The organism is Bartonella queenslandensis, assembly GCF_018155095.1.
GTDB lineage: Bacteria > Pseudomonadota > Alphaproteobacteria > Rhizobiales > Rhizobiaceae > Bartonella > Bartonella queenslandensis_B.
Genome location: NZ_NAAI01000003.1, coordinates 95,004 through 115,875, shown reverse-complemented (window position 1 = coordinate 115,875; position 20,872 = coordinate 95,004). Strand labels below are relative to the sequence as shown.

Sequence of the window (20,872 nt, the reverse complement as noted above, 5' to 3'; positions counted from 1 at the left end):
GAACTGCTGGAATAGGAAAATTAGAATCTTTTTATTTCCCACACAGTTATACGCTCACCACTTTGCGGATCCTTACTATCTTTTAAGAGAATCCCCTCGGCTGCAAGCTCATTGCGAATTGTATCCGCAGCTCCCCACTCTTTATTATGGATAAGCCGTAGTCTCTCGGCAATGCGCTGATCAATAAATTTTGAATCAAGAGGTGTGTTTTTTATAAATAATGGGCAATCTATTTCTTTAATCCATTCTTGTCGTAATAATCCTAATAAATTCATCCCATTAAAAAGAGCCAAAGCATCTCCTGCTTTATAAAATTTTCGCAAAAGGGTTAATGCTTTTGGCGTATTAAGATCATCACTGAGGGCATCTATTAAAGTATCCTCAATCGCTTCATTGTTTTCTATCATACTCTTTTTACTGCGAAGCAATTCATACCAACGATACAGTTCACTGCTCGATTGCATTAAACGCTGGGCTGTCCAATTTAATGGTTCACGATAATGCGTTTGGAGCATTGAAAAACGTGCAGACAAACCCGCCCAATTTTGCTTCATTTCATCGGATAAAATACCATTAAATTCCAAAAAATTATTCTCTAAAATGGAACGAATGGTTATGAAATTGCCAAAGCTTTTCGACATCTTTTTACCTTCAACTTGTAAAAAGCCGTTATGCATCCAAAAATTAGCCATTCGCTCCGTCCCAAAAGCTGAACAACTTTGCGCAATCTCATTTTCATGATGAGGAAAAATTAGATCAAGTCCACCACCATGGATATCAAAAATATTCGCGATCGGATCATCACAAGTTAAACCACCACCATAGGGCGCTAACAACTTTGCCATTGACATGGCAGAACATTCAATATGCCAACCTGGGCGACCTAAAACAGGAATTCCGCCCGGCGATTCCCAACCTGGCTCTCCCTCTACAGAAGGCTTCCATAAAACAAAATCCATCTCCTCCCTTTTATAAGCAGCAACATCGACACGCGCCCCTGCCCTCATTTCATCTAAAGAACGATTTGCAAATTCCCCATAATGGGGAGTTTTTTTTATGCTACTTATAGAGAATAATATATGATTTTCCGCTTTATAAGCGTGCCCCTTTTCAAGTAATCTTTCGATGAGTGCGCGCATCTCTTCTAAATGCTCGGTTGCACGCGGCTGACTGGTTGGCAATAGACAACCGAGCGCTATTGTATCTTGTTGAAACTGAGAATATGTGCGTTCTGTTAATTGACGAATAGCGTCATTTAGTAAAAAATTTGGATATTCACAAGCAGCTCGTGCATTAATTTTATCATCAACATCTGTAATATTACGCGCATATAGAACATGATCATTGCCATAAACATGACGTAATAAGCGAAATAAAATATCAAAAACAATGACAGGACGTGCATTTCCTATATGTGCATAATCATAAACCGTTGGACCACAAACATAAAGACGTACTTTTGTCGCATCTATTGGTATAAAATTTTCTTTTTTACGTGTCAGCGTATTATAAAATCGCAACTCTTTCATCATTCTACTCCGTGAACGGTATTACGCACCGCTCCTTTAGATATCTCTTATCTCAAATGATCGCATTATGCGATTTAGACTAAAACTTTTACTTTATAGTCAATTCTTCTTCCCCTATTGTAAGTGAAGCTGTATCTATCATTTATCATCAAAACAATTCCTTTTATTTGATTAGATAGAAGCATTCTATAGACAGAGAGCTTCTCCCTCCTTGAAGAAAATAAGTTTAGAAAAAATTCTATAGGCAATAGAATATTTATATGAACAATAGATTACAGGAAGCAAATCTTAAATTTTTAACCGTAAAAAACTTCGTCAATATTTTCAATGTTCCATAATGGCTTTCTTCCTGTCTCTTACGCCCTATATTTTATAAACAACAATTGAAAATAATGTCGCAATTAACCCTATTTTTTAACTTCGTTCTCATGACACAATTATCTTATCTGTACAGAATTTTACTCAAAGAAAGCAATAAAAATAATGCGTAATAAATTGAGAAAAATCATTATTTTAATATTTCTTGTTATTTCAATGCCAGCTTTTGCGCAACAATCTCCACCTTATGAGAAAAAATTACTTCGCCTCGCAGAAATTTTGGGATCATTGCATTCTCTCCAAAATCTTTGTGAGCCTCCAACAAACCAATGGTATGACTATATGAACGCGCTGGTTGAAGCAGAACACCCTATTCCACAAAAACGCGCTTATTTTTATGAAGCATTTAATGAAGCCTATCGCGCTTTCTCAGAAAATTATCATCATTGTACAAAAGCAGCCATTGAAGCCAATCAAAGATACATTGAGGAAGGAAGAGCTTTATCTGAAAATCTTCTCATGCATTATAACAACTAACCTATATAAAAAGCACCTCTTTCAATTTAAGCGATACCAATGATGTCCCCTTATAAATGAAGAGATCAATAAATTAATTTTGAAAATAAAGATACTTTTGAAGAATAGTGCCTCGATATGCTTTTATTCTTATAATTACCTTTTCTCTGTAGAAAATTATTCTTTGACTTCCTCGCTCCTTAAAGGATGAAGATTCTTAATCCAATCTGGTTTGTAAATAGCCCAAGTGCTCGTGAATTCTACTTGGCTTTCCACTCATGTGATGTGCTTAATTTAAGACTTTACAAAAAAGCCTAAGAACATTCATCACGCACTAAAAAAACATTTACGTATTAAGGAGGCTGCTATGCCTTATATTACATCACCGCTCTAAAAGATGCTGTTTTGGCATAACAGGATAAAACTTATGCTGTTTACACCAAAGTTTCTGTAAATTTAACAGGCTCTCCTTGTGAAGGTGTGACGATTTCACCTTCCCACATAACGCGCATACCACGGATAATAGTCCCGACAGGCCAACCTTTAACCTTTTGACCATCATAAGGTGTCCAACCAGCACGCGAACCAATCAGTGCATTGGTAATAACTTCTTCACGCTTAAGATCAACAATAGTTAAATCAGCATCATATCCGACAGCAAGACGTCCTTTACAGCTTATACCAAAAATACGACTAGGGCCATGTGACGTGAGATCAACAAAACGCTCAAGGGATATTTTTCCTGCATTCACATGTGTCAACATAATCGCTGCTGTTGTTTGCACTCCTGTCATTCCTGAAGGTGAAGAGGGATAAGATTGAATCTTGTCCTCAAGGGTATGAGGTGCATGATCTGAGCCTAAAACATCAATAATTCCCTGTTGAACACCGTACCAAAGAGCTTCACGGTGGCGCGGTTCACGAATAGGTGGATTCATCTGAATTAATGTACCAAACTGCTCATAATCATCAGCCGTGAGAGTCAAATGATGGTGTGTCACTTCAATTGTTGCAACATCTTTATGTTTTTTTAGAAAATCAATTTCTTCTTCTGTCGAAAGATGTAATACATGAATGCGTGCTTTCGTCTCATGAGCAATTTTTACCAAACGCTGCGTACACTTTAACGCCGCAATTTCATCACGCCAAACTGGATGTGATGATGCATCTCCTTCAATACGCAATATTTTACGCTCTTTAAGCCTTTCCTCATCTTCAGAATGAAAAGCTGCACGACGGCGTATATTTTTCAAAATAAGGCGTACACTTTCATCGTCATCGACCAAAAGATCACCGGTAGAAGATCCCATAAAGACTTTAATTCCAGCAGCACCAGGAAGTCTTTCTAACTCTGATAATTCATGAGCATTTTCACGCGTTCCTCCAACCCAAAATGCAAAGTCACAATGCATTCGATGAAATCCGCGCTTAACCTTATCGCTTAATGTTTCTTCTGATGTTGTCAATGGATTGGTATTAGGCATCTCAAACACTGCTGTAACCCCCCCTAACACAGCAGAATATGAGCCACTTTCCAAATCCTCTTTATATTCATTGCCTGGCTCGCGAAAATGCACTTGACTATCAATAATTCCCGGCAAAATATGAAGCCCTGTACAATCAATCACCTCACCAGCCGAGGCACATGTAAGGTCACCAATTTCAGCAATACGGCCATTTGTAACACCAATATCGCGCTTGCTTCTTCCATCATGATTCACAAGTGTTGCACCTTTAAAAATTTTATCAAATGTTTTAAACATAGGCAGGCTCCTTACATATTGCTCACTTATCGATTATGGAACTTTGAGCAGAAAGGCAAGAACCATGATTGAAAAACAAAACGCCATTTGCTTAAAAAACCGCGCAATTATTAAAATTACAGGCGAAGAAGCAACAGATTTTCTGCAATCCCTGATCACGACAGATGTAAAAAAAATCAGCTCACAAGAAATTTTCCCTGGAGCCCTCTTATCTCCACAAGGAAAGGTTCTTGCTGATTTTCTCATCGGAAAAAAAGAGGAGGGGTATTTTATTGATATTGTAATGTCTTTAGCCGATACACTCTACAAGCGTCTGTTGCTCTATAAATTGCGTAAAAAAGTAGAAATTACACAACCATTACAAGAGCTTGTTACAGTTTCTTGGAAGAATGAATCAGATACTTTAAATTTTGATTCAAGTTTTGTTGATAAACGCTTCCCACAACAAGAAAAAATAATACGAATCTATGGGAAAGTTCCTCTTTTAACTTCAGAAGATTATGACATATGGAATCAATTGCGTATCCGTTATGCAATTGCAGAAAGTGGTCAAGACTATGAGGTCGGCAAAGTCTTTCCTCATGATATTAATTACGATCAAATTAATGGACTTGCATTTAACAAAGGGTGTTATATTGGACAAGAAATTGTCTCACGAATGCACCACCGCCGTGCCGCACGGCGCCGTATTTTTATTGTAAAAGGCCAATGTGACCTCCACCCTCAATCGAGCCTTGAAGCAGGAACAAAAATCCTTGGCCACTTGGCAACATGTGTTGCAAATGAGGCTCTCGCTTTAATGCGTATTGACCACGTCAAAGATGCTATGGATCATAACATTTCCTTTTCTGTAAAAAACATTCCTGTCACCATACATATTGCTGAAAATATGAATTTTACCTTTCCTGAAAATACTGTAGAAAATACGCATGGCTAAAGCTGAACACTTAAAAAATGGAGAAGCACGCGCTTGGCAAAGAATGCTCTCTGGGCGCAGACTTGATCTTCTCAATCCTTCTCCTTTTGATATTGAAATTGAAGATATTGCCCATGGACTTGCTCGTGTAGCACGTTGGAATGGTCAAACACGAGGAGAACATGCCTATTCTGTTGCACAACATTCACTTTTAGTCGAACAAATATTTCAAAAACTTTTTCAACAGTCGCCCAGAAATGAATGTCTCTGTGCTCTTCTTCATGATGCGCCAGAATATGTCATCGGCGATATGATTTCACCCTTTAAAGCTATCATAGGAAAACAGTATGAACGCATTGAAAAATGCATCCAAGATGCAATCCACATGCGCTTTTCTCTTCCCGTTGACCTTTCTCAAAAACTTTTAAAAAAAATCAAACAAGCCGACCGTATTGCTGCGTATCATGAAGCGATCACGCTTGCTGGATTTAGTACAGAAGAAGCCCTTCGCTATTTTGGCACACCTAATAATATTTTACCCGATGACCTCAACTTACACCCCTACTCTACCCAACAAATTGAAAACGCATTTTTAACACGCTTTAATGACTTGGATGCCAAAAAATTTTAGAATTCTCCCATTATTGATTCCTTGTCATTACAGACACATCACACTAATTTATAATCATAATTTATTGTTTTTCATGTTGAATAAGAGCTCCGAATACATAGGATTAAATCATTTCAAACTTTCTTATATTGCATCAATCAAAATTATTTTCCTGCATATCATAAGCAGGAGGAGTGTGTGGGTAAAATTTTTATAAGAAAGGGCTAAAAATGCCTTTTATGGACGACCTCAAATACCAGCGTTTGTCTTAACATTGGAAGTTGGCAAAGTGTATGATGGTTCCCGCTTTCTTTTTTATGAAGCGTAAAGATGATCGTGCTTTATAAATTTTATACACTTCCTAGAGAATTCACTATCATACCATTCACAGGCACTGTCGCGAAAGTGAAATCAGGTTCTCAATGTTTTTTTTGAAAAAGCACGCAAATTAGTTGCCCAATGGCGCTCTGTTTTGCGTAAGAAAACCGCCCCTGTACAGCCAATGGAAAAAATCATCGTTCAAATTACATACAAAAATATATGAAATTACACACTTTCATTATAAAAAGAGCAAATGTTTTTTTCAAAACTCTCATCTTAAATTAAAGTTTATTTTAGTTTATAAACTTCACTCTCCGCTGGAAAAGCACGAGATGTAACATCTTCTGCATAATGCTTGATTGCTGCTTCCATGGCTTGTTCAAGGTCTCCATAACGACGTACAAATTTTGGCACATGGGAGCCATAACCTAACATATCTTCCATCACCAATACTTGTCCATCACATTGATTGGAAGCGCCTATCCCGATCGTGGGGATAGAAAGCTTTTCTGTAAGTTTCACCGCTAAAGGCTCGACAATTGCTTCTAGAACAACAGCAAAAGCACCAGCCTCTTCAATCGCTGCTCCATCTTCTTCAATTCTTTGCCAATCACTCTCCTTGCGTCCTTGTGTTTTGAAACCACCAAAACGATTCATCGCTTGGGGTGTGAGACCAATATGCCCCATCACTGGAATACCACGTTTACACAAAAAATCTATTGTTTCTGCTATATAAACACCACCTTCAAGCTTAACGGCACCACACCCTGTTTGGGCAAGAATACGCGATGCATTTAAAAAAGCTTGCTCTTTACTTTCCTCATAAGAGCCAAAAGGCATATCAATAACGACTAGAGCTTTTTGAGACCCACGTACCACAGCTTTTCCGTGTAAGATCATCATATCTAAATTAACAGGAAGTGTTGTCTCAAACCCATACACAACCATACCAACGCTATCACCAACCAAAAGGATATCGCAATAGGGATCAGCAATCCGCGCAGTATAAGCTTGATAAGCTGTTAAAGAAACAATCGGCTGTTGTCCCTTTCTTGAGCGTATTTCAGAAGATGTTATACGTTTGACCATTTTGTGTCCACTCATTTTCTACCCTTCTCTTGCAAGATATATTGATCAATAAGCCTTACCTCGCCAAAACGGACGGTAAGGAGTAAAACTGCTGGTTTATTCAATGTTCCTTTGACTACGCATAAAGTTTCCATATCCCGTAAATCTATAGCTTCAATGATTGCACGCGTTTCTTGTTGTAAAATATCACGAACAGTTTCGCATAATTTATCAACCGACCGCTCACCGTCATGGTAAAGCTTTTCAGCAGCTTTCCCACTTTCAGGAATAATTTTGGCCGCTTTACGATCTTCGAATGTTAAAAGTTGATTGCGTGAAGAATGCGCAACACCATCTGCTTCACGTAGAATAGGAATGCCAATAATCTCAACAGGAAAAGCTAAATCTTCAACCATACGTCGAATAATTAAAATTTGTTGAAAATCCTTTTCTCCAAAAAAAGCCTTGTCAGGCTGAACAATATTAAAAAGCTTCGCAACAACACTCGTTACACCACAAAAATGCCCTGGACGTAGTTTTCCCATCAAAATGCGTGATAATTTTTCCACCCGCACAATTGTATCATTTCCCAGTGGCCATATTTCATCGACAGAAGGAGCAAAAACGTATTCAACACCCACTTTTTTTAACAAAGCACAATCACCCCTCAAATCTCTTGGATATTGGGCAAAATCTTCATGAGGTCCAAATTGTTTTGGATTGACAAAAATAGACACCAATACGCGATCACACATGGCTTTTGCACGCTGTACTAGTGCAAGATGCCCCTCATGGAGTGCTCCCATTGTTGGAACGAAACCAATCGAAAAGCCTAAACGTCGTTCCTTTGAAGTATATTGGCGAACTTCAGCAATTGTTTTTAAAATTTTCATTTTCCCATTTTATTCCATTATTATCAGACCAGCGAATAAATGGCTGTATACCAAATCGACGCTCAAACAACTGCATCAAATTCATGCGCACTGATGGCTGTTTTATATCTCGTGGCTCCCAAACATGACGCATAAGAAAAAAACCCGTTAAGTTAAAACCATTTATTATATCCCTAAAATCAGCAGGACGAGTTGCTCTTTGCACAAGAAATTGTGGGAGAATGAGAAGCTTTTTTTTCCAAGATTCCCCTGCTTCTTCACAGACAGCCCGTCCAGATTTTGGCGATACGTAATAAAGCTTTTCACGACGGCCTGTTGCGGCACAACAAGATAAATCAAGACCAAAACCAAATTCTTCAAGAAGCCGCATTTCAAAACGTACCAGCAATTCTGCATTGATAAATGGTTCATCAAAATTCTGTATAAAAAGGTGTAAAATATCATATAAAACGGGATGTGGATCACGCTCTGGAAGAAGCCGCAAATGAAAAGCAATCAATTGCAAAGCATACAGTGCTTCTGGTAGACAGATTAATCGTGCCGCATGTAAATCAAGTGCTTCAAGGCGAAAAAGTCCCAAATGTTCTTCCAAACGCGCCCACCATTCAGCCTCCACAAAATTTCCGGGCTGAAGAAGAGCCGCCATACGACGCGAATGCCCCCCTTTTACCACACCCATATAACGGCCACGTTCACGCGTCATAATTTCAAGAATAACACTTGTTTCACCATATTGGCGCACCCCAAGAATAACAGCTTGTTCTTTCCACTTCATTTTATTTTAATTATTTATTTTAAAAAATCCAATCCCATTTCGCGATAACGTTCTGGATCGGTATCCCAATTATTGCGCACTTTCACAAAAAGGAAAAGATGAACTTTTTGATCCATAATTTCCATAAGTTCCTTGCGTGCTGCTTGACCAATCATTTTAATTGTATCGCCTTTTGCGCCCAAAACAATTTTCTTCTGACTCTCACGTTCTACATAAATAACTTGATTAATTTTAACGGAACCATCTGAACGCTCTTCAAAGCTTTCTGTTTCAACCGTTGAAGAATAAGGAAGCTCATCATGAAGACGAAGAAAAAGTTTTTCACGCGTAATTTCAGCAGCAAGATGACGCATAGGCATATCGGAAATTTGATCTTCCGGATAATACCATGGCCCCTCCGGCATCATGTTACTCAATGCATGAAGTAAATCCTTACAACCAGAACCGGTTAGAGCAGAAATCATAAATGTTTGCGCAAACTTTACACGTTCATTTATTTTAGTGGTTAACGTTAGAAGAGATGATTTAACAACTGTATCAACCTTATTTAGAACAAGAACTTTTTCTTGTTTCATATTGTTTACAATATCTAACATCATATCAACTTCATCCGAAAAGCCACTTTGAGCATCAATTAAAACGAGAAGGACATCAGCACTCTTAGCCCCTCCCCAAGCAGCAGAGACCATGGCACGTTCTAAACGCTTATGGGGACGAAAAACACCCGGTGTATCGACCAACACAATTTGCACATCATCATGAATGACAATGCCGCGGATTAAAGTTCGTGTTGTTTGTACCTTATGCGTTACAATTGAAACCTTTGTTCCAACCAATTGATTAACCAATGTCGATTTACCGGCATTCGGCATTCCAATAAGCACAACAAATCCAGAACGCGTTTTCATAACATCACTCATGATTATTTTTTTCCACCGTTTTCCATACTCCCTCTCGTCGCAAAATTTTTTCAGCGGCCATTCTTTCGGCATATCTTTTAGAGCTCCCCTGCCCAATCTCTGAAGCAAAACCTGAAATACTAACCTCTACCATAAAAACAGGATCGTGATCTGGACCTGAACGTTTGATAACCTGATAATGCGGTTGTGCATTGCCTTGGATATGCGCCCATTCTTGTAGCTCTGTCTTGGCATCACGTCGACCTGCATCCATTTTCTTTGCCCGACTTTGCCAATATTTTTGAATAAAAGGACGAACGCTTTCCAATCCTCCATCAAGATACATCACAGCAATCAAAGCCTCCACGACATCTGCATGCATATTGATAAGTCGACGTCCTTCAAAATTTCTTATCTCAAAACCAACTTGGATCATATCAGGCAGCCTCATTTCGCGTGCAATATCAGCACATGTCTGCGCATTAACCAGATGATTTAAACGGACTGATAATTCACCTTCACTTGCCTGAGGAAAAAGTTGATACAGCATTTCTGCGATCAAAAGCCCTAAAACCCGATCACCTAGAAACTCTAGTCGTTCATAATTCCCCTGTTCCGAATCTTGTACACTTGCGTGTGTTAATGCTCTTTTTAATTTCTCTTCATCTTTAAAACGATGCCCCGTCAGCTTGAAAAGCTGATCAATTATGAGACGTTTCATCGTTGTTTCCTTGCTTGATAAGCGGCAAATCATGCACCGTATTTATGAAAGAAAACAAACGTTTCCAACGCACATCAAATGGCCAACGCCAAAGCTGCCAAGCACTTGAACCATTACTGATAGAAAAGAAAATTATGCTCGCGCGACCAATAAGATTTTCTTCTGGAACATAGCCTACATCCAAACGACTATCATCTGAATTGTCGCGGTTATCACCCATCATAAAATAATGTCCCTGAGGAACTTCAAAGACTTTTGTATCATCAACTTTTGGGATGAAAGCTAAATCAAGCGTATCGTAGCGAACACCATTAGGCAGTGTCTCACGATAAACCTCAACAGGATAATTCACTTCCGTTATATCAGAATTATCAATCTCCCCCATAAAGTGACGCGAAACAGCCTCATCATTAATATAAAGGACACTTTGGCGAACTTGTATACGATCACCTGGTAGCCCAACAACGCGTTTTATATAATCAATCTTCGGATTACTTGGTAAACGAAAAACGACCACATCTCCCCGTTTAGGTTGAGAAGCCCAAATACGTCCAGAAAAAAGGGCGGGAGAAAAGGGGATAGAAAAACGAGAATACCCATATGCATACTTAGAAACAAAGAGATAATCCCCCACTAGTAAAGTAGGACGCATCGAACCGGAAGGAATACTAAAAGGCTGAAAAAAAAGTGTCCGAATAAACGCTGCTAAAAGCAAAGCTTGTATTAAAACAGAAATTAATTCAAGAATCCCACCTTTTTTTTCTTTTTTATGCACTTCATCTTTTTGGACCATCATCAACTACCTTCTCATCACAAATATAACTTTTTTCCATCATAATATTCAAATAATAAAAGTACAATCTCTCACGCCATCTATCCACGTGGAAGTGCTTCAATAATAACAAATGCCTGCGCCCAAGGAAAATCATCTGTTATGCTGAGATGAATAATCGCATCATGATGAGGAGGTAATAACTTCTGAAGTTGTACTTGCGCACGATTTGTTAATTGCATGATTGGTTTACCCGATGGCAAATTAACCACCCCCATGTCTTTCCAATTGATACCACTCGCGATTCCCGTCCCTAAGGCTTTAGCACATGCTTCTTTAGCGGCAAATCTTTTCGCATAAGAAGAAGATTTTTTTTTGAGATTTTCGGACCTATTCCTTTCAATATCCGTAAAAATACGTTGGATAAAACGCTCGCCATAACGAACCAACATTCTCTCAATCCGTCGTATATCAACCAAATCATTTCCAAGACCAACAATCATAAGATATTACCCGCTCTTTCTTACGATGAGCGCTTCTTTAAACGCCTTTTTTTTACAATCTTTTGATATCGCTTTTGTTTAAAACGAACCGTTGCTCTGTAAACACCTATATAAGATAAACCACCCAAAACAACACCTAAAATGGTTCCTCCTAAAATCATAGGACTCATAATTGAATCCCATGCACCTTTAAAAAGGAGAGAGAGATTTGACACTGTCAAACCATTAAACAGAGCACGAATTTGAGAAAGAGAAATTTCATTGACATCACTAAAAAGCGATAAACAAAAATACCCTACTTTATAATCAGCCATGACAATCAATAAAAACGTGAGTGGATTAGAAAAAACCGTCCCAATGATTGCAGCTGCAAAGTTTGCACGCAAAATCCAAGAAAAAAATATTGCCAAGATAATATGCACCCCGAATAAAGGGGAACAGGCTAAAAAAATGCCAATAGCAAACCCTAATGCAACTTCATGCGGTGTTGCTGATATACGCAAAATACGCTTATAGATGTAAGAAAATGAGCGAGAAAATGAACGACGTGGCCATAACCAAAGTCGAATACGCGTTACAAAATCTATTGGTTCTCGACGACGAAAAAGCATATGACTCTCAATATACACCTTTTGATGATGAAATAATCTATATCATCCAAATTAATCTTTTAAAGTTTTTGCATAAAAAAAAATAGAAAGACAATTAAATATTTCGACTACCTGGTTTAATTGCTGGAAGAACAGAAAGATCTGCAGGAAGTGCATCACTCGCGTAAGAGGCTATCTCGTACTCAGCAAGCGCAATCAATGGAACGCCAACATCAACCTTACCACCAGAACGATCAATGATACAGGCACTTGCCAATATCTCTGCTCCTGCTGCTGCCAGCGCCTCAACGGTCTCACGAATGGAAAGACCCGTTGTCACAATATCCTCAACAATAACAACCCGTGCACCCTTCTTGATTTCAAAACGACGCAATTCAAAGATACCATTGACACGCTCTACCCAAAGAGAAGGAACACCGAGGTGACGTGAAGTCTCATAGGAAGGGATAAGACCACCAATTGCAGGACCAACAACACAATCAATTTGTTCTTTGATAGATTCTTTTATTTTTTCAGCCAATCCACGACAGAGCTTTTCCGTCAAGTCAGCATGCATAAATACTTTCGCCTTTTGCATATAAGTTGCACTATGGCGCCCTGACGTTAAAATAAAATGCCCTTCTAGAATAGCATCTGCTTGTTTAAAAATATCAATGACATCTTGTGTATTCATTGCAAAATCTTTCTTGTTATCCATGAACCCGCCGTACTGTACTGACTGAATCTGCCTTTTTTAACTGAGAAAAAATACGATTCAAATGTTTTAAGTCCCAAACTTCTAAATCAATCATCATTTCTGTAAAATCTGGTGCTGTACGAATAAAAGATAAATTGTGAATATTGGCATCGTTAGCAGAAATTATTTGCGTAATTTCAGCCAAAGAACCAGGACTATTTACAGCCAAAATATTCATCCGTGCTGGAAAACGTTCATTCATTTGGGCATCAATATCCCAGCGGACATCGATCCATCTTTCTGGCTGATCATCATACGCCATCAAAGCCGAAGACTGTATTGGATAAATAACGATCCCAGCCCCTGGTTGCATAATGCCAACAATCCGATCTCCAGGCACTGCTCCTTCTGGTGAAAAACGTACAGGGATATCTCCACGGGTTCCTCGAATAGGTAATGCTTTAGATTGATGACTCTCAACCATTGTATCCTTTTCATTTTCTGGAACCTTGAAAATCATACCTTGAGCATTTTCAATATTGAACCACCCTTCTTCCCCAGGCTTAAAAGATGACTTTTGTACCACACGCTCTTGATAATCAGGATAAACCGCTTTAATCACATCAGCGGAAAACAGCTCTCCACGCCCAACAGCAGCCAATACATCCTCTACATCTTTACGTGCTAAACGTGGTAAAACTTTCTTCAAAACATCTTTTGAAAATTGTTTTCCCATATATTCAAACGAACGCTCAAGAATACGATATCCTAAACCCGAATATTGCTTACGTACCGCTGCTCGGCTTGCACGTCGAATAGCTGAACGTGCTTTACCTGTAACAACAAGAAACTCCCACGCCGCTGGTGGAATTTGAGCATGTGAACGGATAATATCAACTTCGTCACCATTTTTTAATTTCGTCATTAAAGGCATAATACGACCATTGATTTTTACGCCCACACAAGAATCACCGATGTCTGTATGAACGGCATAAGCAAAATCAATAGGTGTTGCGCCTTTAGGAAAAGCAATTAAACGACCTTTTGGCGTAAAACAAAAAACTTGGTCTTGAAAGAGCTCAAGTTTTGTGTGTTCTAAAAACTCTTCTGGATTATCTCCATCAGATAAAGATTGTATCGTTTGACGCAACCATGCATAGGCATTCGTTTCACTTGATAACTTCGAAGTCGAATAATTGGAACCTTGCTCTTTATATATGGAATGGGCAGCAACGCCATATTCAGCAACTTCATTCATGGCAGCCGTTCTAATTTGCAATTCAACGCGTTGTCTCGAAGGCCCCACAATGGTTGTATGAATAGAACGATAATCATTTTGCTTTGGTATAGAGATATAATCTTTAAAACGGCCAGGAACTACCGGCCATGTCGTATGGATAACGCCAAGAGCACGATAACAATCATTCACGGATTCAACAATCACACGAAATCCAAAAATATCCGATAACTGCTCAAAAGATAATGCTTTACTTTCCATTTTGCGAAAAACTGAATAAGATTTTTTCTGACGACTTTTAACATCTGCTTTAATGCCATTTTCCAAAAAAAGTTTTGTCAATTCATTTTCAATTGTGGAAAGCAAATCACGGTTGTGCTTCAATAATTCAGAAAGTCGATTGGTAATGGTACGATAACCTTCTGGATTTAAATAAAAGAAAGAGAGATCCTCTAATTCCTCGCGCATATCCTGCATACCCATACGCCCCGCAAGTGGCGCATAGATATCCATTGTCTCCTCAGCAATTCGTCGACGTTTATCGTCACGCATAACACCAAGGGTACGCATATTATGAAGGCGATCCGCAAGTTTGACTAAAAGAACACGAACATCATCAGAAATGGCAATAAGGAGTTTACGAAGATTTTCTGCCTGTACAGCTTTCTTTGATACAAGATCAAGCTTATTAAGCTTTGTAAGCCCTTCAACCAACTTTCCAATTTCAGAACCAAAAAGCTGATCAATTTCTGCTCGTGTAGCACTTGTATCTTCAATTGTATCATGCAAAAGAGCAACAGCAATCGTTGCTTCATCCAACCGCATATCTGTTAAAATAGCAGCGACTTCTAAAGGATGAGAAAAATAAAGATCACCTGACGCACGCTTTTGATGTGCATGCTTTCTCATTGCATAATCATAAGCTCTGTTTAAAAGAGCTTCATCTACGTCAGACTTGTAACGCTGAACACGCCCAACAAGCTCACACTGACGCATCATACGAGCATATCCTTTATTTTTTCACACCTCTTATCCTTATTGAACACATCTTATCAATAAAAGACAAGAAAAATAACTGCCCCTTACACGACAAGGTATCTTTAACTCCTGTAATATCAACAGATGCAATTAATAATCTAATAATCGTCACTTTTTTCTGGAACAACCAAACCTTCAATACCCGCTAAAAGCTCTTCTTCTGACATATGATCAAATGAAGTCCCTTCTTCTTGCGATGAAGTATTAAAAATACTTTCAGCTTCACTTGAATGGGTAATAAATTCACTTGCCATTTCTGGCTCATCTACTTCCACATGCTTTTGCAGCGAATGAATAAGATCTTCTTTTAAATCAGCAGGCGATAATGTTTCTTCTGCTATTTCACGCAAAGCAACAACCGGATTTTTATCATTGTCCCGATCAACTGTAATCTGCGCTCCTTGTGAAATCTGACGCGCCCGATGACCTGCTAAAAGTACCAATTCAAAGCGGTTATCAACTTTATCAATACAATCTTCTACCGTTACGCGGGCCATTTATGCCTCTTTCTCAAATAAAAAAATTTAATAGCGGACAGATGAGTATATACAATAATCAAAATAAAACACAAGAAAAACAACTCAAGCTTTCATATTTTTTGCTTAAAGAAATTATTTGAGAAAATTCTTGGAGACTTGATAAAAAAATGTATATCCTATTCATGCTCGTTATCAAAGCTGCCCTTAAAAGAATTTCCAATAGATTATCTTGAAGCAAAAGAAGGTGTCTCTTGACAAAATATCTCTTCAGAGTCTTTATCCCTTTAAAAGGAATACGAACTCTTAAAAAAACTTTCCAATAACAACAGCCTTATGCACGGTTTTTATGATTATATATTTATGAAAGACAGAATTTTTTCTTTAAATATCATTCTGTATTGTACTCTTATTCATTGAATAAATGACTGAAAAATTGCCTTTCATTACATTATAATCAGCGATAAGTTTATATTAAACTTTCTTCTAAAACAGTTTATTGATATTCTAGGTTGTTTATCAAAACATAACCCGTCATATACGCTATAAAAGACTCGAAAGAATAAAAAAATATTGATACCTAACGCCATGAATAGCCCATTAACATCGCTTTGCCCAGAGCCACCCCAAAATTGCAATTTATGTCCTAGGCTCCATCAATTTATCGCTGACTGGCGTGTGAAAGAACCACGTTGGCATAACGCACCGGTCCGCCCTTTCTTTCCCTATAAAGGTGCAGACACAACACGCCTTCTCATTGTTGGTCTTGCTCCTGGATTACGCGGCGCCAACCGAACTGGACGCCCATTCACGGGTGATTATGCTGGGCATTTACTTTATTCCACTTTGAAAAAATTCGGATTTGCCCAAGGAACCTTTGAAGAAAGAGCAGACGATAATCTTGAACTCATTGACGTTGCAATCGTTAATTCTGTTCGTTGTGTCCCACCAGAAAATAAACCCACCGGTGCAGAAATTAACACGTGCCGCTCTTTCTTTTCGCCTCTTTTAACAAATCTTCCCAAACTTAAAGCCGTTATTACCTTAGGCACCATCGCACACCACTCAACCATACGCGCTCTTAATGCAAAAGTTTTGGCTCATCCTTTTGAACATGGGAAAATCAATAACATTGGCAGATTACGGATCTTTTCAAGTTATCACTGTTCTCGTTATAATACGAATACTGGCCGTTTGACAGACGCTATGTTTCACCAAATTTTTCAAGCCGCAAAAACATACTTAGATCAATGCTAAATAAATAAAGGATATCCAAATCGATCATCCATATCTTTTTAAAAGTCTTGCTTTTTCACGTCCCCAATCACGTTTTTTTTCCGTTTCGCGCTTATCGTGAAGTTTTTTCCCACGTGCTAGAGCAATTTCTAACTTAACGCGCCCACGTTCATTAAAATAAAGTTTGAGAGGAATAAGTGTCATTCCTTCACGGGATGTTGCATTAAAAAAGCGTGCCATCTCACGTTTTGAAAGTAATAACTTACGCAAACGTCTCGGCTCATGATTAAAACGGTTAGCCTGCGTATATTCAGGAATATAGCTGTTTACTAACCATAATTCCCCATTTTCAAAACTAGCATAGCTTTCAGCAATATTAGCATGATTAGAACGTAAAGACTTCACTTCCGCTCCTTGAAGAACAAGACCCGCTTCAAGATTATTAAGAATTTCAAAATTAAAACGTGCTTTACGATTGTCAGCAATTATTTTCCGTACGGGCGCGTTCTTTTTTTTATTCATGGCTTTGTCAATATCATTTTATGCTTTTAAAAGACCAGCATGACTAAGGGCTACATCAATAATCTTCTTTGTGCTCTCTGTTAATGGAACAATCGGAGAACGCACAGTCTCACCACAAAATCCCAACTTTGCAGCAGCATATTTAATACCTGCTGGGCTAGGCTCAATAAACACAGCACGATTGAGAGGCATGAGGCGATCATTTAATTCCCGTGCTGCTTTATAATCACCACGAAAACAAGCAGCTTGAAGCTCCGCACAAAGTTTTGGAGCAACATTGGAGGAAACTGAAATACACCCGATACCTCCATGTGCATTAAAACCTAATGCTGTACAATCATCACCGGAAAGCTGCACAAAATCTTTGCCGCATTTTTCACCTTGTTCACTCACGCGCTCAATTCTGCTCGTGGCATCCTTAATACCAATAATATTGTTAAAATCTTGATAAAGATCTCTCATCGTTTCCACAGCCATATCGATAACAGAACGCCCCGGAATATTATAAATTATAATCGGAATAGAAACAGCTTTGGCAATGGAAGAAAAATGCTTGTATAAACCAGACTGATTGGGTCTATTATAATAGGGAGTGACAACTAAAACTGCATCTGCACCAGCCTTTTCTGCATGCTGCGCAAGCTCTATAGCCTCACTTGTGCTATTTGATCCCGCCCCAGCAACAACAGGAACGCGCTTTGCAACCTGCTCAACGCACAATTCTATAATTTTCTTATGCTCTTCATGACTTAAAGTTGCCGATTCACCTGTTGTCCCAACAGGGCTTACACCATTAATCCCTTGTGTAATCTGCCATTCCACAAAATCACAAAACACTTTCTCATCAATTTCACCCTTATAATCAAACGGTGTGATAAGCGCAGTTATAGCTCCCTTGAGCATGATAAACTCCCTATAATGTTCGCTTTTATTTTTTTATAATCGCCTTTATAAATTTAACTAGAGCATAATCTTGCTCTATCATTGAAGCAAGATGAATTTCAAAAAAAGCCTCTACAAAATGAACATCTCCCTCCTTAAATTTTGAACATTTCTTTAAAATAAGCCATCTGTATTAACGCGTTTTTCATGCTTGTGTTTTATAAACCCTTAAAAGTTTTTACAAAAAGCAAGGTCTCAAGGTCTTTTCTCTATGCGCGTATTTTCCACCTCTCTTTTCGTATCAACCTTTACTGCACTTATACTGGCAATAAGAATTTTATTTTCAAGTGCACATGCTCAAACACCTCTTTTACATGGGAAAGCACCAATCCCTTCGACACGTCCTACCCCCCTTACTATCAAACAAGAAACTCAAGGACTTCTTCAACAGAGACACACGACATCGCACAATACTGGGACACTCAAACAACTAAAAGCTGGATTAGATGCCCTTGCAAATAATAATATTACAAAAACAATAAACTTGCGTAATTCAATGGAGAAACATAGCCTTGATCGTTACATTTTGACATGGGCGCTAGGGCTATCAAACCAAGATAATATACCAAGCTCTGAAATATTTAATGCCATTAACATGCTAAAAGGATGGCCTGGTATAGAAACGATGCAACGCAATGCTGAACGTGCTTTTCTTAACGAAACCAATGTCACACGCGCCATTATCCAAAAATTTTCTCACCACCCCCCCCTCACGACACAAGGCATGGCCCTCTTCGCTAAAGCACTTATTGCAATGGGACAAATCACCCGTGCTCAACACATTATTGCACCATGGTGGCATAAAACACAGCTTAATGCAAAAGAAGAAATGTTTGTTCTTAAAAATGCAAGCACTGCCTTAAAACCTATTGATCATTTAAAACGCATGCAGTTTATGCTGTATGCTCATCGTTTTGATTCAGCGGCACGCGTTGCAAAATTAGCTCGTGCTCAATCTCTTTTTGATGCTTTTGTAGCCGTTGAAAAAAATGATCCTAGAGCAACGCAAAAATTACAAGCTATAGAGAGAACATGGAAGAAAGATCCTCTTTTCCAGTTTGCTCGAATGCGCCATCTTCGGCACACAGAGCAATATGATGCAGCCGCAACGCTCATGATGAAAACATCAAAAGATGCATTCCATCTTATGAACCCTCATTCATTGTGGAAAGAGCAACGCGCCCTTTCTCGAGAAATGCTTGATTTAAACAAACCAAAAATGGCTTATCAACTCGTTGCAATGCACATTGACATGCCATCTGCATTAGCCGTTGATGCTGAATTTCACGCAGGATGGTACGCACTACGGTTTCTTCATAACCCTAAATTGGCAATGCAACATTTTTCACGCATTCCTCAACTCTCCTCTTCACCTTTTTCTGTATCACGTGGATATTACTGGATGGGGAGAACAGCAGAAACACTAGGAGAACACAAAAATGCCCAGCATTACTTTTATCGTGCGGCTCACTTTGGTGCAACTTATTATGGTCAATTAGCCGCTGCGCGTCTCAACCAAAAAAAGCTTAACATTTCCTTTCCTAAACCAACAACCGCTGAGCGACAACATTTTAGCGCACGAAAAGTGATCAAAGCAATTCAACGTCTTGAAGAAGCTGGATATGCTGATTTTGCTAAAGTTTTTTACAGAGAACTCGGAAAAAAAATAGAAAGCCCCGGTGAATTAGCACTTCTAGCTGTTATGGCAGAAAAAAATGGTGACTATTATACCAGCCTCAAAATCGGAAAAATGGCTGCTTTTCAGGGAAAAAATGTTGGGGCGCTCTCTCATCCTCTAGGCGCTATACCAGCTTCTGCTCATATTTCTGTAGAAGAAAAATCGCTTATCTATGCCATCGCACGCCAAGAAAGCGAATTTAATCCAACAGCCATATCAAAAGCAGGTGCACAAGGAATACTCCAATTGCTTCCTAAAACAGCAAAAGCACTCGCAAAAAAATACTCAATCGCATGGTCTCATAAAAAATTCAGTAGTGATGCTCGTTATAATGTAACATTAGGCACCTATTTTCTCAATGAACAATTAGAACGTTTTAATGGATCTTATATCCTAACTCTTATTGGCTATAATGCGGGACCTCGTCGGGTCAATGAATGGATCAAACGTTATGGCGATCCTCGAGGACAATCTCTTGATGATGTCATTGATTGGATTGAACGTATCCCTTATACAGAAACGCGGAATTACGTGATGCGTGTTATGGAAAATTACGGTGTTTACAAAGCAAGACTCACTGGGAAAATAGATATACAAACCGACCTCCTTTCTGGTCGACGGAAATAATATACCTTAATCTTCCCAAAGAGCATTTGAAAGCGTTCTTAAAAGGCATTTTTATTCTTTCCTAAAGAGGATCTACATACAGCCTCACTTTTGATGTGCAAGTACGCGATTTTAATTGATTCAGTATCAATAGAGTTGAAATGGAAAAATTCTACGCTATTCGAGACTCTCATTCCAAATATAAAATAATGAATTATTATTATAAATCATCATGTTGCATAAATA

At 38.6% G+C, this 20,872-nt stretch carries 20 protein-coding genes; 5 read left to right on the top strand and 15 right to left on the bottom strand.

Going from position 1 to position 20,872, the window contains the following annotated elements; all coding sequences use genetic code 11:
• Positions 1–20 precede the first annotated feature (20 nt).
• The gene (cysS, locus tag B5V81_RS03060) at positions 21–1,529 is read right to left on the bottom strand and encodes a cysteine--tRNA ligase (RefSeq protein ID WP_212112138.1); all 1,509 of its coding nucleotides are present in this window, start codon (positions 1,527–1,529) and stop codon (positions 21–23) included.
• Positions 1,530–2,012: 483 nt separating this feature from the next.
• Between cysS and B5V81_RS03055 the strand changes: the two genes are divergently transcribed.
• Positions 2,013–2,384 carry a TIGR02301 family protein gene (locus B5V81_RS03055; protein ID WP_212112061.1) on the top strand — a complete coding sequence of 124 codons (372 nt, stop codon included), beginning with the start codon at positions 2,013–2,015 and terminating at the stop codon, positions 2,382–2,384.
• 413 nt (positions 2,385–2,797) lie between these two features.
• Here B5V81_RS03055 and B5V81_RS03050 read toward each other — a convergent pair whose 3' ends face one another.
• A complete protein-coding gene (locus B5V81_RS03050) occupies positions 2,798–4,126 on the bottom strand; it encodes a dihydroorotase (protein WP_212112060.1) in 1,329 nt (442 codons plus the stop codon).
• 64 nt (positions 4,127–4,190) lie between these two features.
• Between B5V81_RS03050 and ygfZ the strand changes: the two genes are divergently transcribed.
• Entirely contained in the window at positions 4,191–5,063 is an 873-nt protein-coding gene (gene ygfZ / locus B5V81_RS03045) for a CAF17-like 4Fe-4S cluster assembly/insertion protein YgfZ (protein ID WP_212112059.1), read from the top strand.
• Positions 5,056–5,673 (top strand): YfbR-like 5'-deoxynucleotidase, encoded by a 618-nt coding sequence (locus B5V81_RS03040; RefSeq protein ID WP_212112058.1) that lies wholly within the window; start codon positions 5,056–5,058, stop codon positions 5,671–5,673. Before ygfZ ends, B5V81_RS03040 begins: the two co-directional genes overlap by 8 nt.
• Before the next feature lie 588 nt (positions 5,674–6,261).
• On the opposite strand, the gene panB is transcribed toward B5V81_RS03040, so the two are convergent.
• The 11 genes from panB to rpoZ form a co-directional block, all read right to left on the bottom strand.
• Positions 6,262–7,077: a 3-methyl-2-oxobutanoate hydroxymethyltransferase gene (panB, locus tag B5V81_RS03035; RefSeq protein WP_212112057.1), complete on the bottom strand. Its 816-nt coding sequence runs from the start codon at positions 7,075–7,077 to the stop codon at positions 6,262–6,264.
• Positions 7,074–7,934, bottom strand: coding sequence for a pantoate--beta-alanine ligase (gene panC / locus B5V81_RS03030; protein WP_212112056.1), 861 nt, complete (start codon positions 7,932–7,934; stop codon positions 7,074–7,076). Before panC ends, panB begins: the two co-directional genes overlap by 4 nt.
• Positions 7,909–8,709, bottom strand: a complete 801-nt coding sequence (gene recO, locus B5V81_RS03025) for a DNA repair protein RecO (protein WP_212112055.1) — start codon at positions 8,707–8,709, stop codon at positions 7,909–7,911. Before recO ends, panC begins: the two co-directional genes overlap by 26 nt.
• A gap of 14 nt (positions 8,710–8,723) precedes the next feature.
• Positions 8,724–9,629: a GTPase Era gene (gene era / locus B5V81_RS03020; RefSeq protein WP_212112054.1), complete on the bottom strand. Its 906-nt coding sequence runs from the start codon at positions 9,627–9,629 to the stop codon at positions 8,724–8,726.
• Entirely contained in the window at positions 9,622–10,329 is a 708-nt protein-coding gene (gene rnc, locus B5V81_RS03015) for a ribonuclease III (RefSeq protein ID WP_212112053.1), read from the bottom strand. The genes era and rnc overlap by 8 nt, the downstream gene beginning before the upstream one ends.
• Entirely contained in the window at positions 10,310–11,122 is an 813-nt protein-coding gene (lepB, locus tag B5V81_RS03010) for a signal peptidase I (protein ID WP_212112137.1), read from the bottom strand. The genes rnc and lepB overlap by 20 nt, the downstream gene beginning before the upstream one ends.
• Positions 11,123–11,202: 80 nt before the next feature.
• Entirely contained in the window at positions 11,203–11,604 is a 402-nt protein-coding gene (gene acpS, locus B5V81_RS03005; RefSeq protein WP_212112052.1) for a holo-ACP synthase, read from the bottom strand.
• Between the two features lie 20 nt (positions 11,605–11,624).
• On the bottom strand, positions 11,625–12,215 hold the full coding sequence (locus B5V81_RS03000; protein WP_212112051.1) for a DUF2062 domain-containing protein: 591 nt from the start codon (positions 12,213–12,215) through the stop codon (positions 11,625–11,627).
• A 94-nt stretch (positions 12,216–12,309) separates the two neighbouring features.
• Positions 12,310–12,888, bottom strand: a complete 579-nt coding sequence (gene pyrE / locus B5V81_RS02995) for an orotate phosphoribosyltransferase (RefSeq protein ID WP_212112136.1) — start codon at positions 12,886–12,888, stop codon at positions 12,310–12,312.
• A gap of 16 nt (positions 12,889–12,904) precedes the next feature.
• The gene (locus B5V81_RS02990) at positions 12,905–15,127 is read right to left on the bottom strand and encodes a RelA/SpoT family protein (protein ID WP_212112050.1); all 2,223 of its coding nucleotides are present in this window, start codon (positions 15,125–15,127) and stop codon (positions 12,905–12,907) included.
• A 137-nt stretch (positions 15,128–15,264) separates the two neighbouring features.
• The gene (gene rpoZ, locus B5V81_RS02985) at positions 15,265–15,663 is read right to left on the bottom strand and encodes a DNA-directed RNA polymerase subunit omega (protein ID WP_212112049.1); all 399 of its coding nucleotides are present in this window, start codon (positions 15,661–15,663) and stop codon (positions 15,265–15,267) included.
• Positions 15,664–16,230: 567 nt separating this feature from the next.
• Between rpoZ and B5V81_RS02980 the strand changes: the two genes are divergently transcribed.
• Entirely contained in the window at positions 16,231–16,899 is a 669-nt protein-coding gene (locus B5V81_RS02980; RefSeq protein WP_212112048.1) for a uracil-DNA glycosylase, read from the top strand.
• A gap of 24 nt (positions 16,900–16,923) precedes the next feature.
• On the opposite strand, the gene smpB is transcribed toward B5V81_RS02980, so the two are convergent.
• Positions 16,924–17,400, bottom strand: coding sequence for an SsrA-binding protein SmpB (gene smpB, locus B5V81_RS02975; protein WP_100129991.1), 477 nt, complete (start codon positions 17,398–17,400; stop codon positions 16,924–16,926).
• Between the two features lie 18 nt (positions 17,401–17,418).
• Entirely contained in the window at positions 17,419–18,303 is an 885-nt protein-coding gene (dapA, locus tag B5V81_RS02970) for a 4-hydroxy-tetrahydrodipicolinate synthase (protein ID WP_212112047.1), read from the bottom strand.
• Positions 18,304–18,553: 250 nt separating this feature from the next.
• Here dapA and B5V81_RS02965 point away from each other — a divergent pair, with 250 nt between their 5' ends.
• Positions 18,554–20,647 (top strand): lytic transglycosylase domain-containing protein, encoded by a 2,094-nt coding sequence (locus B5V81_RS02965; RefSeq protein ID WP_212112046.1) that lies wholly within the window; start codon positions 18,554–18,556, stop codon positions 20,645–20,647.
• Positions 20,648–20,872: the final 225 nt, after the last annotated feature.

Coding starts and splice junctions, on each gene's coding strand:
- recO (WP_212112055.1), bottom strand. CDS start 8,709: ATGAAGTGGAAAGAACAAGCTGTTATTCTTGGGGTGCGCCAATATGGT.
- rnc (WP_212112053.1), bottom strand. CDS start 10,329: ATGAAACGTCTCATAATTGATCAGCTTTTCAAGCTGACGGGGCATCGT.
- B5V81_RS02980 (WP_212112048.1), top strand. CDS start 16,231: ATGAATAGCCCATTAACATCGCTTTGCCCAGAGCCACCCCAAAATTGC.
- B5V81_RS03000 (WP_212112051.1), bottom strand. CDS start 12,215: ATGCTTTTTCGTCGTCGAGAACCAATAGATTTTGTAACGCGTATTCGA.
- B5V81_RS03050 (WP_212112060.1), bottom strand. CDS start 4,126: ATGTTTAAAACATTTGATAAAATTTTTAAAGGTGCAACACTTGTGAAT.
- ygfZ (WP_212112059.1), top strand. CDS start 4,191: ATGATTGAAAAACAAAACGCCATTTGCTTAAAAAACCGCGCAATTATT.
- B5V81_RS03040 (WP_212112058.1), top strand. CDS start 5,056: ATGGCTAAAGCTGAACACTTAAAAAATGGAGAAGCACGCGCTTGGCAA.
- panB (WP_212112057.1), bottom strand. CDS start 7,077: ATGAGTGGACACAAAATGGTCAAACGTATAACATCTTCTGAAATACGC.
- B5V81_RS02990 (WP_212112050.1), bottom strand. CDS start 15,127: ATGATGCGTCAGTGTGAGCTTGTTGGGCGTGTTCAGCGTTACAAGTCT.
- era (WP_212112054.1), bottom strand. CDS start 9,629: ATGAGTGATGTTATGAAAACGCGTTCTGGATTTGTTGTGCTTATTGGA.
- acpS (WP_212112052.1), bottom strand. CDS start 11,604: ATGATTGTTGGTCTTGGAAATGATTTGGTTGATATACGACGGATTGAG.
- B5V81_RS02965 (WP_212112046.1), top strand. CDS start 18,554: ATGCGCGTATTTTCCACCTCTCTTTTCGTATCAACCTTTACTGCACTT.
- smpB (WP_100129991.1), bottom strand. CDS start 17,400: ATGAATAAAAAAAAGAACGCGCCCGTACGGAAAATAATTGCTGACAAT.
- rpoZ (WP_212112049.1), bottom strand. CDS start 15,663: ATGGCCCGCGTAACGGTAGAAGATTGTATTGATAAAGTTGATAACCGC.
- dapA (WP_212112047.1), bottom strand. CDS start 18,303: ATGCTCAAGGGAGCTATAACTGCGCTTATCACACCGTTTGATTATAAG.
- pyrE (WP_212112136.1), bottom strand. CDS start 12,888: ATGAATACACAAGATGTCATTGATATTTTTAAACAAGCAGATGCTATT.
- panC (WP_212112056.1), bottom strand. CDS start 7,934: ATGAAAATTTTAAAAACAATTGCTGAAGTTCGCCAATATACTTCAAAG.
- lepB (WP_212112137.1), bottom strand. CDS start 11,122: ATGGTCCAAAAAGATGAAGTGCATAAAAAAGAAAAAAAAGGTGGGATT.
- cysS (WP_212112138.1), bottom strand. CDS start 1,529: ATGAAAGAGTTGCGATTTTATAATACGCTGACACGTAAAAAAGAAAAT.
- B5V81_RS03055 (WP_212112061.1), top strand. CDS start 2,013: ATGCGTAATAAATTGAGAAAAATCATTATTTTAATATTTCTTGTTATT.